Source organism: Acinetobacter nosocomialis NIPH 2119, from assembly GCF_000368085.1.
Lineage (GTDB): Bacteria > Pseudomonadota > Gammaproteobacteria > Pseudomonadales > Moraxellaceae > Acinetobacter > Acinetobacter nosocomialis.
Genome location: NZ_KB849239.1, coordinates 2,703,000 through 2,720,865 on the forward strand (window position 1 = coordinate 2,703,000; position 17,866 = coordinate 2,720,865).

The 17,866-nt window shown below is 40.9% G+C and carries 10 protein-coding genes; 4 read left to right on the forward strand and 6 right to left on the reverse strand.

Annotated features, from left to right (window positions below):
* Positions 1-80: 80 nt before the first annotated feature.
* The 3 genes from F984_RS16490 (at position 81) to F984_RS16500 (ending at position 2,145) form a co-directional block, all read left to right on the forward strand.
* Positions 81-692 carry a LysE family translocator gene (locus F984_RS16490; protein ID WP_004710783.1) on the forward strand — a complete coding sequence of 204 codons (612 nt, stop codon included), beginning with the start codon at positions 81-83 and terminating at the stop codon, positions 690-692.
* 149 nt (positions 693-841) lie between these two features.
* Positions 842-1,804, forward strand: a complete 963-nt coding sequence (locus tag F984_RS16495) for a DnaJ C-terminal domain-containing protein (protein ID WP_004710785.1) — start codon at positions 842-844, stop codon at positions 1,802-1,804.
* An 11-nt stretch (positions 1,805-1,815) separates the two neighbouring features.
* Positions 1,816-2,145 carry a chaperone modulator CbpM gene (locus F984_RS16500; protein WP_002157040.1) on the forward strand — a complete coding sequence of 110 codons (330 nt, stop codon included), beginning with the start codon at positions 1,816-1,818 and terminating at the stop codon, positions 2,143-2,145.
* Between the two features lie 230 nt (positions 2,146-2,375).
* On the opposite strand, the gene F984_RS16505 is transcribed toward F984_RS16500, so the two are convergent.
* From F984_RS16505 to rpsO, 3 genes are all read right to left on the reverse strand, one after another.
* Positions 2,376-3,587 (reverse strand): magnesium transporter CorA family protein, encoded by a 1,212-nt coding sequence (locus tag F984_RS16505; RefSeq protein WP_004710786.1) that lies wholly within the window; start codon positions 3,585-3,587, stop codon positions 2,376-2,378.
* An 84-nt stretch (positions 3,588-3,671) separates the two neighbouring features.
* Positions 3,672-5,759: a polyribonucleotide nucleotidyltransferase gene (pnp, locus tag F984_RS16510; protein ID WP_170318156.1), complete on the reverse strand. Its 2,088-nt coding sequence runs from the start codon at positions 5,757-5,759 to the stop codon at positions 3,672-3,674.
* 257 nt (positions 5,760-6,016) lie between these two features.
* Positions 6,017-6,286, reverse strand: a complete 270-nt coding sequence (gene rpsO / locus F984_RS16515) for a 30S ribosomal protein S15 (RefSeq protein WP_001229357.1) — start codon at positions 6,284-6,286, stop codon at positions 6,017-6,019.
* Positions 6,287-6,498: 212 nt separating this feature from the next.
* Between rpsO and F984_RS16520 the strand changes: the two genes are divergently transcribed.
* A complete protein-coding gene (locus tag F984_RS16520) occupies positions 6,499-7,797 on the forward strand; it encodes a serine hydrolase domain-containing protein (RefSeq protein ID WP_004710788.1) in 1,299 nt (432 codons plus the stop codon).
* A gap of 717 nt (positions 7,798-8,514) precedes the next feature.
* On the opposite strand, the gene recD is transcribed toward F984_RS16520, so the two are convergent.
* The 3 genes from recD to F984_RS16535 form a co-directional block, all read right to left on the reverse strand.
* Positions 8,515-10,266: an exodeoxyribonuclease V subunit alpha gene (gene recD, locus F984_RS16525; RefSeq protein WP_004710790.1), complete on the reverse strand. Its 1,752-nt coding sequence runs from the start codon at positions 10,264-10,266 to the stop codon at positions 8,515-8,517.
* A 108-nt stretch (positions 10,267-10,374) separates the two neighbouring features.
* The gene (locus F984_RS16530) at positions 10,375-14,073 is read right to left on the reverse strand and encodes a UvrD-helicase domain-containing protein (RefSeq protein WP_004710792.1); all 3,699 of its coding nucleotides are present in this window, start codon (positions 14,071-14,073) and stop codon (positions 10,375-10,377) included.
* A 3-nt stretch (positions 14,074-14,076) separates the two neighbouring features.
* On the reverse strand, positions 14,077-17,712 hold the full coding sequence (locus F984_RS16535) for an exodeoxyribonuclease V subunit gamma (protein WP_004710794.1): 3,636 nt from the start codon (positions 17,710-17,712) through the stop codon (positions 14,077-14,079).
* Between the last annotated feature and the right edge of the window lie 154 nt (positions 17,713-17,866).

Below are 17,866 nucleotides of genomic sequence, written 5' to 3' on the forward strand. Positions count from 1 at the left end.
ATGAGAATTTTCAGCATGTTATTTTAAATCAGTTAATATGAGCTTACTTTATAACCCAATAAATAAGATGCTTATATTTCATGAATTATTTTGATTATTTTCTCTTTATTTTCAGTGTCATTATTATGATCGCCACACCTGGCCCTGTCATGATTTTGGTGGCAAGCGCCGGACTGAAAGGCGGATATAAAAAAGCACTGGAAACCATTTTTGGTACAAATCTCGCCTCACTGGTTTTAATTTTTATTTCGGTACTCGTACTTAAAGGAGTACTCGGTATTAATGAAAGCTATTTAAATATTATTCGTAATTTAGGTTGTCTCTATATTGGCTATTTAGGATTTAATATTCTCAAAGAAGTCATCCAAGCTCCGCATCCTGAGGCAATACAAACCGTTTCTGCCCAAAATGGTGGTTTTAAAAAAGGCTTTTTAGTGGGTATTTCAAACCCTAAAGATATTATTTTCTTTTCAGCTTTCTTTCCTCAATTTGTCTCTATTTCCCCTAACCTAAATTTCAGTTTGACCCTTCTTACACTGACATGGATTGTTTTAGATTTTTTAACCCTATCTTTGGTTTATGTATTCTTCCGTCGCCTTTCTAACAGCCACTTATATCCTAAAATACTCGGCTTATGCGGCCTATTGCTTTTATTAATTGCCTTATACGGTTTATATCAAACTTTCATATAAAGAATGAGAGGCATAGTCCTAATCGACTTATGTCTCTTCCACCTAGTCTCCCATTTTTGTAAGAGAACAACTCTTATACAATCTAGCTCATTGAAAGCCTTAAAAATTGTTTCATAATGAAATAAACAACACCATCGTGATAAAACATTATGGCCAAAAATTATTATGAAGAATTAGGGGTTAAACGAGAAGCCTCTGCTGATGAAATTAAAAAAGCATATCGCAAATTAGCTCGTAAATATCACCCCGATATCAGCAAAGAAAAAGATGCAGAAGAAAAGATGCAGGCGATTAACGTTGCCTACGACACCTTAAGCAATGCCGAAAAAAAGGCTGAATATGACCAAATGTTAGACCACCCACAAGGTTTCAACGGCTTTGGCCAAGGTGCAGCTCAAGGTGGATTTGATGGCGCACGCTTTTATCGTCAGGGCTTTACAGGCGGCAGCGGTGAACAAGCTGACTTTAGCGGTTTTGAAGACTTATTTGGTCGTTTTGGTGCAGGCTTTGGTGGTGGACAACAACAATACCAAAGGCAACAACGTAGTTATCGGGGTGAAGATCAACATGCCAGCATAGAGGTCGATCTTGATATTGCCTATCATGGGTCAACACAACAGATTACCTTACAAATTCCGACTGTGAATGTTTATGGTGAGCCTGAGGTACAACGCAAAACCCTACAGGTGAAAATACCTAAAGGGATGAAGGAAGGCCAACAAATTCGTCTAAGCGGACAAGGACAAAGTGGCATCAATGGTGGTGCCAACGGCGATCTTTATATCGAGATTCAATATAAAGATACAGATCGTGTTCATGTAGAAGGCAGTGATGTATATTTAACTGTAGATGTAGCGCCTTGGGAGGCCGCATTAGGTCAAGGTATTGAAGTAAAAACACCTGCAGGACCTTTACATGTCAATTTACCAAAAAATGCAAAACAGGGACAACAGCTACGTTTAAAAGACAAAGGGATACCAAATAAAACGCCAGGCCATCTTTATTTAATTTTAAATATTGTATTCCCACCTGTGCATTCTGAAAAAGAAAAAGAAGCCTATCAGCAATTGGCAGAAGCCTTTGCTTCATTCGAACCTCGTTCATCTCATTAGGGAGCAAGATCATGACAACCATCCATTATCGAGAAATTGTATGTGACGGCCACACCTTTAGTGCTGAAGTCGTTGATGAACAATGTACATTTGATCTGCAACAATTTGCTCAAGCCTGTGGTCAAAGCCCGGACTGGATTCTAGAGCTCATTGAGTACGATATTTTAGCGATTGATACTCCACCTGAAAAACATCAGTTTTTGGGTGAAGATGTTATTCGTGCTCGTAAAGCGTATCGTTTGCAACGTGACTTTGATGCAAGTTTGGCAGCAGTTGCGGTGATGTTAGATTTGATTGATGAAGTGCAACAACTTAGAAAACAGTTGAAGCATTTTCATTAAGATTTTTTCTTCTAAATAATCTTTAAAGTAGGTATGAACTAACGTGATGGGCGGCATGGATGCCGCCTTTTGGACTGCGATAACATGGATGTACCGTCAGTCCAATAAAGGGGTTTTGTTACTTTTGCCCAGTCAAAAGTAAGGATATGCCTATACAAAAAATATCTAATTAATCCATATATTTGAGGCAGTACTAACAAATCAACTTTACTGATCTTTGAAAATTCCTATTACTTCAACCGAGTAATCTTCTCCACTTCCTTCAAAGTCTGCTTAATCGGTTCATATTCCAAAAACCAGAACAAATTCATACGCTCTTGACGGTGCTGCTGAGCCAATAAATCAATAACGCTTTTCTCACCACGCCCAACTAAATGCTGTCTATAGAAGTAGTACAACAATAAAACCGTACTGAGCAACATGACACCGAGCATAATCCAGAAACCCACTGGCGATTTAAGCCCCGGAATAAACTCAAAGTTCATCCCGTAAATACCAGTTAAAAGCGTGAGAGGCGCAAATACAGCGGTAATAATGGCAAGAATACGCATATTTTCATTAGTCTGGTTTGCAATCGCTGAGAAATGCAAATCTATTGCCGATTGAATCGCACTCCGTAAGCGTAAAGTATGTTTTTGAATACGTTCTACATGACTCATTAAATCATTCAAACGAACTAATAAAAGATCTTGTGAACTATGCGTACGCTCACCAATCACATGATGATAATTTTCTACAATTTCATCCCGAAACTCTTGTAGGGTTTCGATTTGTTCTTCACACAAGTTTTCGACCTGCTGAAAGGCCATGTTTTCATGAAACAGTTGATGCCATTGTTTAAAACGACGATTGCCCTGTAATAGTTGTTGTTGCCAGTGCTCGACTCGTCTGGTTAAAGGCGAACGAATATCAAGATAACCATCCACCATGCTATTGAGCAGACGTAAACATAAATCTACAGGTGAATTAGGCAACTTACGGGTTTTATTTTGTTCTTCTAAGGTTTTACATAAAATATTTTCAAGACGCTGAATATAATTTTCAATCGACTTGTTGCCCTGCTCACGTACACTAATCAGAACTTTAGGGGTAAAAATAAAACTAATTGGCGTGGTAGCTAAGCCAAACACACTCTCGTGTGTTTCTCCATTTTTAATTTCATCATCAGGTGTAACAAGCTTTTTAAAAATGAGCAGGTCATATTCTTCAAGCGTATCAAAGGCACAAGGATGCTCAATATTGGCAATATCTCGCATATGAAATTCATTAATTGCGACATCTGAAAGCTGCTGAATTTTTTGTTGCCACTCTTCATTATGGTTAACAACGTCAGATCTCACACTATCAATCCAGAAAAATTCCAGAACATGTTCAGTGTGCTTTTCTCGGCTCAAAAAAACATAGCCATCCTTTTGATGACGATAAAAATAATAAACCTGCATACCACGTCGATCTATTTGTGTGTTACTTGCATCATGCCATAAAAAAAGCCCGCATCAAGCGGACTTTTTTAGTGAGTTAAGCAATTATGCTTGCTCAATATCTTTCATAGTCAATTTGATACGACCACGGTTGTCAACATCAGCAACTTGTACTTTCACTTCCTGACCTTCTTTAAGAACATCAGTTACGTTCGCAATACGCTCATTAGAGATTTGCGAAATATGAAGAAGACCATCAGTACCTGGCATAATGTTTACGAATGCACCAAATTCTACAATACGGATAACTTTACCGTCGTAGATTTTACCTGGTTCAACTTCAGCAGTAATCGCTTGGATTTTTGCAATTGCAGCTTTAGCAGCAGCTTTAGTTTCACCAAATACGCGAACTGTACCGTTATCTTCAATATCAATAGCAGCTTTAGTTTCTTCAGTAATTTGGCGGATTGTTGCACCACCTTTACCAATTACATCACGAATCTTGTCCGGATTAATTGTAATTACTTCAAATGTTGGAGCATGCATTGAAATTTCAGGACGAGCGCGTGAAATTACTTTGTTCATTTCATTAAGGATGTGCATACGACCAGCAAACGCTTGGTTTAACGCAACTTCCATAATTTCTTCAGTAATACCTTCGATCTTGATGTCCATTTGAAGTGCAGTAATACCGTTTGCAGAACCTGCTACTTTAAAGTCCATGTCACCAAGGTGGTCTTCGTCACCTAAGATGTCTGAAAGTACCGCAAAACGATCGCCTTCTTTCACTAAGCCCATTGCGATACCCGCAACTGGTGCTTTAAGTGGAACACCTGCATCCATAAGAGATAATGACGCACCACATACAGAGGCCATTGAAGATGAACCGTTAGATTCAGTAATGTCAGATACAATACGAATAACGTATGGGAAGCGGTCAGCAGCAGGAAGAACAGCTTGAACACCACGACGTGCTAAACGACCATGACCAATTTCACGACGTTTAGGACCAGACTCACGACCTGTTTCACCTACAGAGTATGCAGGGAAGTTGTAGTGCAACATGAAGTTATCAGTTTTAGTACCAGAAAGCGTATCAACCATTAACGCATCACGAGTATTACCCAAAGTTGTTGTTACTAACGCCTGAGTTTCACCACGTGTAAATAATGCAGAACCGTGTGCACGGTCTAATACGCCAACTTGAACGTCGATCGCACGAACAGTTTTAGTATCACGACCATCAATACGTGGCTTACCAGACAAGATGTTGTCACGTACTGTACGATATTTAAGGTCTTCAAATAATTCGTTTACTTCGTCAGCAAGACCAGTTTCGTCATTTTCAGGAACGAACTGAGCTACAGCTTCTGCATAAAGTGCATCTAATGCTGCATAACGATCTTGTTTAACCGCAATCGTATACGCTTCAGAAATTTTAGCTTCGAAAGCTGCTTTTAATTGCTCACGAAGTGTTTCATTTTTAGCTGGAGCAACCCAAGTTGATTCCACTGCACCGGCAGCAGCAGCAAATTCTTTAATTGCTTGAATCGCGATTTGCATTTCGTCATGACCGAAAAGCACAGCACCAAGCATTTGGTCTTCTGAAAGTTCTTTTGCTTCAGATTCAACCATTAATACAGCCGCTTCTGTACCAGCAACCACAAGGTCAAGGTCAGACTGAGCCATTTGTTCAAAATTCGGGTTTAAAACATATTCGCCGTTAATTAAACCAACACGTGCTGCACCGATTGGGCCACGGAATGGTGTACCTGCAATTGCTAATGCAGCAGAAGTACCTAACATTGCAGCAATATCAGCTTCCATAGTTTTGTCAGAAGAAACAACTGTTGCTGTTACTTGAATTTCGTTGAAGTAACCTTCTGGGAACAATGGACGAATTGGACGGTCAATAAGACGTGAAATTAAAGTTTCAGCTTCAGAAGCACGACCTTCACGCTTACCGTAACCACCAGGGATACGACCAGCTGCATATTGTTTTTCTTGATAGTTAACTGTTAACGGGAAAAAGTCTTGACCCGCTTTTGCTTTAGATTGAGCAACAACTGCAACTAAAACAGTTACGCCGCCCATTGTAATTAAAACTGTATTTGCTTGACGTGCAACGCGACCCGTTTCTAAAACGACTTGATGTTGACCGAACTGGAATTCTTTACGAACGATGTTAAACATTGACATGTATTGTATTTTCCTAATTTTATTCTAGTGAGACCCCTAAGGTTTGGCATTCAGGCTACAACTATTGGTAGATAAATGACAAAGCTTAGAAGCCATCACACTAGACCAAAAATTTTAAATAATATTAAACGCAAAGAAGGAGCGCACAAGCGCCCCTTCTATAAATCGCCTAACGGTTGATTAGGCGAAACTTTCTTTCCAGAAACAAAGCATAGCAACATGCGATAAACCGAAAACAAAGCAAAATCGAATTAACGACGTAGACCTAAAGCACCGATCAAAGCAGTGTAACGCTCGTGGTCTTTACCATTTAAGTAGTCAAGTAATTTACGACGTTGGTTAACCATACGGATCAAACCGCGACGGCTATGGTGGTCGTGTTTGTGAGCTTTAAAGTGACCTTGTAAATCATTGATTTGAGCAGTCAATAAAGCTACTTGTACTTCTGGTGAACCAGTGTCGTTTTCAGCGCGAGCAAATTTAGCAATGATCTCTGCGCGGTCTGCATTAGTTAAAGCCATTCGATTTCTCCGAGATGCTTAAAAAATAAAATGATATGAATCAGTTGAGCGCAACTGACTGCCGTGCATCACTACAGCAAGTTGCCTATTTTAAGGTATCTATATATGGATTGCAAAATTGTTTTCAGTTACCTGTCATTTTAGACACTGACATACGCATCCGAACCCTGCACACTTGACCGTCAATAAAAAGAAAGAAACGCGAGGGACGTGTGAAAATATTTTCGACCAACACCTGTCCAGTACCAGACGATATTGGATCGGTCATTCATCACAAAGATGAGGTACCTGCTGAACAAGGTGGAATGAGTGAACGTCAGGTTCAAAAGATCTGGAAGAGTATTGAGTCGCTCTATAAAACCGGGAACTATCCGCTCATTACTTTTTGTTTACGTAGACAAGGGAAAATTTTATTAAATCGAAGCATTGGCTATGCTCAAGGGAACTCTCCAGAAGGTTTGCAAAATAATGCCCTCATCGCAACGCCGGATACTCCTGTTTGCTTATTTTCAGCATCCAAAATGATTACTGCTATGTTGATTCATCTTTTAGATGAAAAAGGTGAAATCAACTTACTTGACCCCGTCAGTTATTACATTCCTGAATATGGTGTAAATGGGAAGCGCCGTGCGACCATCTTTCATTTGTTAGCACATCGGGGAGGCATTCCTTATGTTGATGGAGAAGTCACTCCTGAACTGCTTTTTGATAAAGATGAAATTTTAAAGCGCCTATATGCAGCAAGACCTGTTTCTCCAGCAGGAAATCACCTCGCCTATCATGCAGTAACGGCAGGTTATATTTTAGGTGAAATTATTGAGCGAGTCACAGGGCAAGACCTTCGCCAATTTGTGCATGAGACCATCGAGAAGCCGATGGACATGCCTTATTTCAACTATGGTTTGAAGCCAGAGTATCGCTCCAAAGTTGCACTCAATTGTGCAACAGGTTTACATCCTCGCTTAGGAACAGATCATTATTTAAATCATGTACTAGGTGGCGGCTTACAACTCGCTGTAGATGTAACTAATGATAGCCGCTTTATGGATACCATCTGCCCTGCTGGCAACATTTATACCAGTGCCGAACAAGCTGGACGCTTCTTTGAAATGCTTTTAAGTGGAGGAAGTTACCAAGGCAAACAAATTTTAAGTGAGAAAACAATTTTTAGAGCAACTCTACCGACCACAGGAGTTAACATTGACCGAACCTTATTAATACCTATGCGTTATGCACTAGGTCCCATGCTCGGTAGCAATCCAGTAGGTTTATTTGGTCCAATGACTGGACAAGCTTTTGGTCATCTCGGCTTTTCTAATATTTTATGTTGGGCCGACCCAGAGCGAGATATTAGCGTTTCACTGTTAACCACTGGAAAGTCCGTAGTAGGCACTCACCTTCCGGCTCTAGCCAGCTTGCTCTATCAAATTTCTAGCCAATGCCCACGAATTCCTAGAGATCAGCGTCGCTCATTGTTTGGTAGCGATTCACATGAAACAGATCTAGTCTAAATCGTAATAACTTAGCGCTAAAATAAAAAACCCAAGCATTTCTGCTTGGGTTTTTGGCGCTGTAGTTCTTGTTTATCGTGTTTATCGCTGTTCTTATTGTTATGTGTGAGATGCTTTCCACATCCTTCTTCTCGTTTTACTCACTTCCGTTGTTTTTATTTCTATTTCCTTATGTGATGTATTTTGTCATATCCAATTATGAAGAAAAGTAGTATTTTTCTTATCATCATGTAAGCGAAAACGTACAGGTCTGTCTAATATTTAGCGTTTATCTGTAACAGCTAAATAACGTACGGTTCTGTATAACATTTAACTTAACAATTCACGCGAAAAATGCCCATTTAAGAATCATATTACAAATAAATATATTAATATGCTTGAGTTAAATTATTGATAATCAGAATAAGAAATAGCACGACGCAAACAAGGGGTTATTTAATTTATTTAACGTGATAAAAACTCAAAATATAAAAAAGCCCTGTAGTCTCTCCCAAAACTACAAGGCTTAGCGGCTGTAAGTTTCCTCTTTATTCACCTACTTCATTGTAAGTTCGCAGTCTCTCGACTTAAGTTGTTATTATTGTGCGATTTTGCCCGACATTCCTTGCCAAGCTCGTTGTGCGTTTATAATCTCAAAAACAGGGTATGTTCTCTAGCAGCAAATATCTCGAATCCATGTAAGCTTTTTCTTACAAGGGTAAAAATATTAAGTTTGCCTTAACGAACTAACCGATTAACTTTTTCAACTAAACCGCTTTTTCTGGTCGTACGAACTGTAAAAGATTGCAATAAAGCCTCTGGATGAACCAACAGACTGACCACTTTTTTCGCTCGTGTAATCGCAGTGTAAATTAACTCTTGGCTTAACAAATTCTTAGCGGCCTGATCGAGAACAACAGCTGTGTGGGTAAATTCAGACCCTTGCGATTTGTGAATGGTTAAAGCAAATGCACTTTGAATACTTTTAGGTAATCGGTTTGCAGCAACCCACTTATTTAAACTTGGGAAATAGACTTCAAACTGTTGAGGCTGGGTTCTATGTTCAAAACATAAACCAATGTCACCATTTGAAATACCAAGCTGGTAATCGTTATAAGTCATCATGACCGGACGGCCTACATACCATCCTCCTAAAGTCACAATACCTAGCTGTTGTTGTAACCAGCGTTCGGCATATTGATTAAGTTGCTGCAAGCCAAATGGCCCATGACGAACTGCCGTTAAAATACGGTAGTCATCGAATGACTTAACAATATTTTCAATATGCTCAAGTGATCGATCATCTTGTAAATAAGCTTTTAGGCTTTGCACATAGCCTTGAAAGCCCACCATCAATTTTTGGTAGTAAGCTTCCAGCTCTGTAAATGATCCTTCAGGTAAATATTCAAGCTGAACTACATCAGGCATATCAGCCTCTAAAGGAATTGAACGTAATTCTGAAACCTGAACAATATCGACTTCAAACTGTTGTAAAACTTGCTCATGATTGATTTGACTGGTTTGCATTTGAATAAATCGTGCCACCTGACCAATCAAAGCACCTTCTGCAAAACGACGGCTGGTTTGAAGGTGAACACGGTTTTCAGATAAAGCCTCGATTTGCTGTAAATCTGCAAGTACCGCTCCAACATCTACAGAAGCAAGCTGGTTGGCATCACCTAATAAAATAATTCGACAAGACTCAGGAACAGCTTCAAATAATAACGTTGCCAGATTTAAATCCAGCATAGAGGCTTCATCCACCACAATAACGTCATAAGGCAAAGGCTGTTTTTGATTAAACCGTGGAGTTTGACTATGCCCCATACCTAATAATCGATGAATGGTTTGGGTACTTTGGTTTCTTAGCTCATCACTAACTAGTCCCGACTCAAGAAGTTTCGGATCATTAAACGAATTTTGTAAGGCTTCTTGCATTCGCTGTGCAGCTTTACCCGTCGGAGCTGCCATTGCTACACGAATGTGAGGAATTGCTTGGCTCAGCACAGCAATAATACGAGCGAGCGTATAGGTCTTACCTGTACCCGGCCCACCTGTAATAATACTCAAACTCTGCCGAGTCACCATTTGCAAGGCAGCTCGCTGATGAGGATCAGTGAGTAAGTCTAAATGCTCTTCACACGAAACTGGTTGAATTGGTTGCTGCTTTAATCGGCGAATTTGCTCAGCTAGACGTTGCTCTAGGTTCCAATATCGGTATAATGCCAACCCCTGCCCGTCGTGGACACAAGGGCCAACTTGAGACATGGCTTGTTCAGCAGATATCACCAGTTGACCAAGTGCTTCTGTTTGCTCTGGGCTAATCTCAATACAACTGTCACCTTGCAAGCTCGCTTCAACAAGCTGCTGCAAAAAATAAGCTGCCTCTGGAGCTTGTGTCTGTGCAGTAAACGGGGCTTGATTTAGAAAGGTACTCCAAGTCGTTAACCAGCTTAAATCGCTTTGTTCAGGGCTATTTAGATTGTCCACACACTTATCCACCTAGTTTTCCACACGCTTGTCCACATGGTTATAGACAGGCTTATCCACACCCCAAGTATTTGTTAATACTAAAATTAGATCATTTATCAGCATTTTTTATGCAATTTTATCCTCAGCAAAGTACCCTAAAATAGCATCAAGTCGTAGAACAAATTCTGTACTTGGCTGCCAATAATAATAGCCTTGCTCAGCTTCGCCATTCATACCGCGTAAGTAAAGATAAGTTGCCCCACCTAAGTGTTGTTCAATATCATAATTCTGCATTTTGACTTTTAAATAACGATGTAACGCAACCAAATACAGGCCCGCTTGTAGCCAATAGCTGGCTAAAGACATACTTTGTGCAATGCTTTCTACACTGTAATCAACAAGGTTCTCACCCAAGTAGTTACTCTTATAGTCAGCAATGTGATAACGCTGCCCATCAAAATAAACCAAGTCTATCGAACCATTTAAATAGCGAGCAGAACGAGCCTCTAATAACTCAGGCATTTCCATACCATATTCAGCAAACAACTGCTGAATACGTTTCATGGCTAATACCCGATCTGACAGGGCCAAATAAAAAGGACACTCTGATAAATAGTGCTCTGGTTGTAACTGATTTAGGCGAAAGCCTTGATATAACGGCGTGCTTAGAATTTCTTGCAACCATGTCGCCACAGCATGATAAAGCGAATATTCCGCTTCTTGTTCTTCGGGAAAGCTTTCTTGGTATTTGATTAATAAATCTTGCCACAAACTACTGTAGTCATTTTTAAAACGACGGCGTATTTCACTTACCCACTCATCTGAACATTGAAAATCAATATGTTCAAAAATTTCATGTAAGAAATTACCTGCGAGTGTGCCTCTCGGAAAATTGCTTTTGATCCAGCTAATGGGTTGTGCTGTAGCCGCCTCAACAGAAATAACCTGATCGAGTTCATCTTCGGCTAAAACAGCCTCATGGCTCTGGCTCGCGAGTAAATCTGTACCTACTTTATGTCTTAAATGCTGTACCAGATAACTAAAACTGGTTTTGCCTCTTGAATAAAAGCGTTGATCAGGAAAATGCTGTGCCTGTATCTCAATAATATTGATGTGTTGATTTAAATGTCTTGCAGCAGGTGGTTGCTCCAAAATTATTTCATCGGTACAACAACGGTGCTGGAATGGTTCAGCTCTGTTTTTCCAAAATGCCAAACCTGAAACAGACTTACCATCCGTATCTTGTAAGAGCGCATAAACACGATGACTTGCCCGTGTTAAAGCAACGTACCATAGACGGTTTTGTTCCGCCAAAGCCCGTTCTTCATGCTGCTTCAGCTCGGTTTCGTTTAAATATGTTTTATCGGCAATCGCAACAACACGTTGTGTTAGAGTTTGAGCCGACTCCGGAACCGTTATATCTTGGGTCGAGAAGTTAAGCGTTTTGTTATTTTCCCGAAATGGCTTGTCGGCCCCGAGCAAAAAGACAATTTTAAACTCAAGACCTTTTGACTGGTGAATGGTCATGAGCTGTACGCCAGCTTCACTCGACAACCTACGCTCTAACTCCCATTCACGGTCAAGCGGTGACTGTAGTTGCTTGAGATACCAATGATAGAGATTTTGCGCGCCCTGATATTTCTCGCTATGTTGGCTCAAAATTTCGGTCAAATGACGCAAGTTCACCACAACCCGCTCATTATCTTTACTCTGGACAGCAACCAGATTTTTCCAAATGTCAAATTGGTTTAAACATTGCTGCCATGCTACTAAAAAGCCCTGAGCTGACCAAAGCTCACGAATAGCATCAAAACCAGTCATAAACTGGCTTAAACCTTCGGCCGTTTGTTCGAGTTGCAATAGCTGTTTAAGGTCCATAGCAAATAAACGGCTAATCAAAGCTCGTTTCACTTTGGCCTCATCGTAAGGATGGAGTATCGCTGTGAGTAAGGCTCCAACATCCTGAGCAATTGTGCAATCAAAAACACTTCGTTTTGATGGCCGGTTAACTCGTATTCCTAAACGTTCTAATTCAAATTGAACTTTATCAAGACCATCATGATTACGGGACAAGACCGCAATATCATCTTCATTTAAGGTTTGAGTCTGAGCATCTTTTTGAAAATAAAGTTGTCCAGCATGTGACTGATTGAGTAAATCACGTATTTTCCACGCGACTTGCTGTGCTTCCGTTTCCTTGTCTTTTAGCATGACCCAACGTAAAGGATGCGGATTAGGCTGGTTTTGATCGATTAAAACTGGATGTGGTCGAGTCCCTGCCCGAATTGGGTCATATTGAACCTGTTCACCAAAGTCGATTTGCCTTTGAAATAAGGCATCAACCACTTCAACCAAGTCAGCGACTGAACGGTGGTTATGAATTAACTTATATTCGCGACCATGCTTTGCCTGAATATCTTTGTAGGCATTCAAGAAGGTGAGCATATCCCCACCACGGAAACCGTAAATTGCCTGCTTACGGTCACCCACCATAATCATGCAACCTTTTTGATAACGTTCTGGATGACGCCAAATGCTGGCGAGCATGTCATCTTGGTCTTGGTTGGTGTCTTGAAACTCATCAACCAAAATTAAGGGGTATCGAGCCTGCACAAATACGGCGAAACGTTGCCCCTGCTCGCCCTTTAAAGCTTCTGACAAAGTGCGAATTTGCTGAGAAAAAGTCGTCTCACCCTTGTTTTGTAAAACCTGTGGTAAACGTTTTTTAACCTCTACACACAAATAAGCTTTTAAATAAATATGAAGCTGATCGAACTGTTCAGCGTAGTTTTTCAGCACACCAAATAACTGCTGAATCTGCTGAATACAAGGATGCTGATAAAATCCATCTGAAATTTCAGCAGGACATTTCTTGAAAACTTTCTGATCGGCAAGCTGGCCTAAAAACTTAAAAATGAGTTCCCGTTGTACTGCCAAAGACCCATCAAAAACTAAAATACTGTCGCTTTGCTTTAAAACTTGTAATAACTGTGGCAAACATTCACTAAATAACTTATTAAATGCCCCATTACGAAATATTGTGCCGCTTACATGTTTATAGTGTTCGCCATCAAGCGAGTAATACGGTTCTAGAAGACTGATATCAATTTCTGCTGCCAACTGTTTGAGCTGAGCAAGCTGTTCAAACTGAATGGTAGGCTTTTCGGGAAGTTTAAAATGAGCCGAACTAAAATTCAGTGAGTCTTCGACCAGTTTGACAAAACTGTCGACACTTTTTAACTCACCTGCCAGATACAACGCATCAATCACGGTTTGAGGCTGAGACTGTATCCATTCACGTAAAACATCATGAATCAGTTGTCGGCTATAGGTTTTGGCATCATCGGTAATTTGAGCACGTTCAATTTTGCCACTTTCAAAGGCAAACTCACGTAACAACTTTTGGCTAAAGCTATCGAGTGTTCCCACAAACAGCTCATCTAGCTGATCGATAACGAGCTTTAAACGCTCACAGGCATAGGCAATACGTGTCGCAAAATGCTTGAGAACATGTTGCAGTAATAAGTCAGATTCTTGCTCAGCCTGTAAAAGGATCTCTTTTTCAGTCAAGCTCCGCTTAGCATCTAAGTAACGGTGGGTTTCGACCAAACGCGCACGAATTCGGCTTTTTAACTCGGCAGCGGCAGCACGGGTGAATGTTGTTGCAATAACTTGGCCCGGTAAATATTTCTCAAGAAAAATACGGACCATTAAACTCGACAGTGTATAGGTTTTTCCGGTACCCGCCGAAGCCTCAATTAAATGCAGCCCACTAAATTCAATATCAATAATAGGTTGATAAGACACCTGTACTCTTGAGTTCATGCCTTACTCCGAATGTTGAAATTGAAAAACCGGATGATACAGGTCATAAGCAAACTCATCACAAGCATGTTGAAGTAATGCTTGTGCATCTTGTTCTTGCAAAATGAAACGCCAGTCTTGATGTAACTTGCACGCTTCATTTTGTGTCATATCGATAGAAGTAAATGACCCTTTTTCATTCCAGTATTTTAACAGCTCCACATAGCTCTTCTCATCGAGTTTTATTTTTTCTGTCGGATTTGTTGTTTCCCACTGATATGCCTTAGCTTTTTCAAGTGGTTTTAATAATAAAGCTGCTGGTAACACGAGTGGCTGCTGTTGAGCATAACGCCAGATTTTAAACCAAGGCTGTAAATACTGCCGAGCTTGCTCCGAACTAATACCTTTACAGATGACGGTTTGGTCACTAAAAACCACAATACGGCGTCTTTCAGTTCCTGCACTTCCTTCATTTAAATAGGCCAACCAAAGCAAGTACTCTAACCAGACTTTTGCACGTCTTTTTGCTCGGGCACTTGATGCTTCCATGCTGGCCCAATCTTGAGTTTCAGATTTTGGCACCGTAATATTCATATGAAGCTGTTTGGCAATTCGCCACACACGCTGCGTGGTTTGAGTCACGGCTGACGCATAGTGATGAAGACGCTCAAGCAAACACTCTTGTTCAAAAATGCCCTGTTGCCAAGCACTGTACTGAACTTTGCCTACAGGCAACTGATCAAGTAGAGCTTCTGGCTGTGCCTGCTGTTCATTTTGTTGTAAAAAATGTCGAATGGCATAGCGGCCCAAACCATCTAAAAGCAGAGGTTCATTCTGATCTAGCTCCCCAACACTTCCCAAGTTTTCTACACCTAAAGTTTTTAAATATAGGCGTGCGGGGAAAATCACATCCTGTATCCACTGATGGCTGTCTAAAACCAACATGTCAGGTATTTCTAAAGGATAAGATGTATTTGCCCAAGGCTTAAGAACACCAGAAGCTTGCTGAATTTGCATCGCCACATTAAACCAGTGATCTTGGTAGCGAATATAACTTTTCTCGGCCATAAAACCCTTCGGGTCAAACGGCTGTAAATAATGTAAGTGATAGAGCTGTTTTAATTGAGACGGAATTTCAATGCCTTCAATCACTTCACGGTCAGGTGCATTTGGCTCCGGTTTTACAATAAGCGCAAGATGCTCACGGAACTCTTGAAGAATACTAGAAGGATCTCTCACCTCACCGTCATTAACATCAAAACCGTTATAAAACAGCCATAAGTTTTCTTGAGCTAAAAGTAAGGCATCCAAGAAAGCACCTTGATCATCCTCAAGACGGGAACGGTCACCTAGTTGTTGACGTAATGCATCCATCAAATCAAATGGCACGTGGGTATCACGGTTTGGAAACTGCCCTGCATCAAGGTTCAACATCACAATTAAGCGATAAGGTAAGGGACGAATTTGTCCAATCTGGGCAAAGGTAATCTGTCCGGTCGGTTCAGCTTGGGCTGTCTGATTTTCTAAAGTTCGCTGAATCTCATCCAGAATATAAGGCAAAGGCAAGGTGATTTTACGTAAGGCGCCTGTTTCTGTCTCGGCATAGTAGCTTGCAAGCGTTAACATACGCTCTTGTTTTTTTACAATTTCCCGCGCAGTTTTTAAAGCAGCCACACCGGCCTGCTCAAACTCGATAATATCTTGCGAGAGTATTTGTAGCCAGTATTCCACCGTATGACTCTTTTTCTGCTCATGCATAATGAGCCAGTCACGGCGCTCATTTAAATCTTGATAAATCTGAATGAGCGTACCAATAAGTTCAAAATCACTCGGTTGGACCTTAGCGTAACTCAGCACCTGATTAAATGTAGCGTGTTCAGGAATTGCTATACCGAGCGCTAACCGCTCTAAAGCAAATTTAAAGCTATATCGATAATCATCATCGCCGTCACATAAGCTACGTTTCAGATGCTCTGCATCAAGCCCACGTTTAAACCCTGCATCGGCAAGTAAGTTTAAAATTCGCTCTACTTGAGCATATTCAAGTGCATAACGCTGTTGAGTCGCGTGTAAACCAAGCCAGTCAGCAAAGTCAGCAAAGCCAAATCGCCCTTGCATGAGGTTAATTCGGCCAATTACGGCACGCCATGCATTGAGTGCATCAAGTGAGGCAACACCTGCTATTTTTACAGGCAAATGCACGCCTTGCTCAGTCGCTGTAGCAGGAAAAACACTTCGTATTAAAGGCTCTACCTCAGCCAAATTAGGAACCAAAACCAAAATATCATTTGGACGACGCGGCTGTTCGTGCGGTTTTGCCAACCAGCCAATCAATTGTTCTTTCAATACTTCAAGTTGCCGTAATGTCGAGTGGCAAACATGAATTTGGATTGAATCGTCATTAGGGGCAAGCTCATATTGCTTTGCTTGGGGTTCCACCAAGTGCAAAATATCTGACTGAACTTTACCAAGTAAACTTTCAGGAAAATCATCTACAAAGGCATCCACCCACTTACCCTCTTCACCTGTGGACAAGTTTGAGAGTAAAGAGAAGTGGTCGCGGGCTTGTTTCCCTAATCTGGTTAAAAGTGGATGTCTTGACTCACGCGCCTCAGCATTAAAGTTAAGCGTAAACTTATTAAAGAAATCGGCAATTTCCGCATCGGTCGCTTGGGGATTCTTTGCTATAAAACGCTCTTTTACCCCTAAGTCATAGCGCTGTTTCCAGAGTGGGTCGACACTATCGGCCCAATATTCTTGCGAAGGGTTATAGTGCAAAATCAACACATCAATGTATTGCCCTAAACGGCGCAAAAACTGAAGCTGGCTAGGCGGTAAGTCTAGCAAAGTAAAAATGACTATTTGCTCCGGCAAACGAGCCAATGCCTTCTTCTGGCGCTCAGGATGCTCTAACTCTTGCCAAAACAACTCATCAATTTGCTGCATTTGCATAAAATCATCATGAAAATGCTGCTGCCATAACCAGCGCTGCCAACGCTCTAACTCTTGTGTTTGCTGTAAAGTAAATGCCGAAACTTCTTTATCTTTCTGCGCAATATACTTTTCGATATCCAGCGCGCGACCTTGTCCCCACGCTGCTAACCAGTTATTTGGACAAGTACAGGTATTTTCACAACCACGCTGGCACTGTCCCCGATAGACCATATAGTTACTAAATAAATCGGCAACCTGCTCGGCAACCCAATACAACATTTTTTGTTTTTTTAGCTGCTTCTCAATCCCTTGTTCGAGTCGATCTGCGCTGTCATAAATACGTTGAACAATAGAATGCAGTGGATGAGAGCTATCTATGCTCATGACATCAGGCTGAATAAATTCCTGTAAGGCTTGATGTACACGCCATTTAAAAATCAAGCGTGGAATATTCGCTTTACGAACTTGCTCCTTATGCGCCGTGAGGACCTGTTGATAGGCATACCACTGAAACCCGCGCACACGTTGGTGGAACTGGTAGTTAGCGCTCATTCCTTGTTGTTCTGCAAGTTTTTGTATCAGCCATTGCTCGATGGCAGGACTTGGCACAATGAAATGCTGGGCTTTCAAAACCTGTAAAGGATGCGTTGAAGGTTGGGACGTAGACGCTAGTACGCCCTGCAACAACACATCAATACGTTGACTTTGAATAACATGGATGCCCATTTATTTCATATCCTACTCGCATAATTTATGCACAAAATCATAAACATTCATTACTATACAACTGAATCTGACTATGTCACGTTGGTTTAAACACAGCATAATCTCATTTTAGGTGTCACTTACCTTATGTTGGCAAGGCACCTTTAAGGAACAC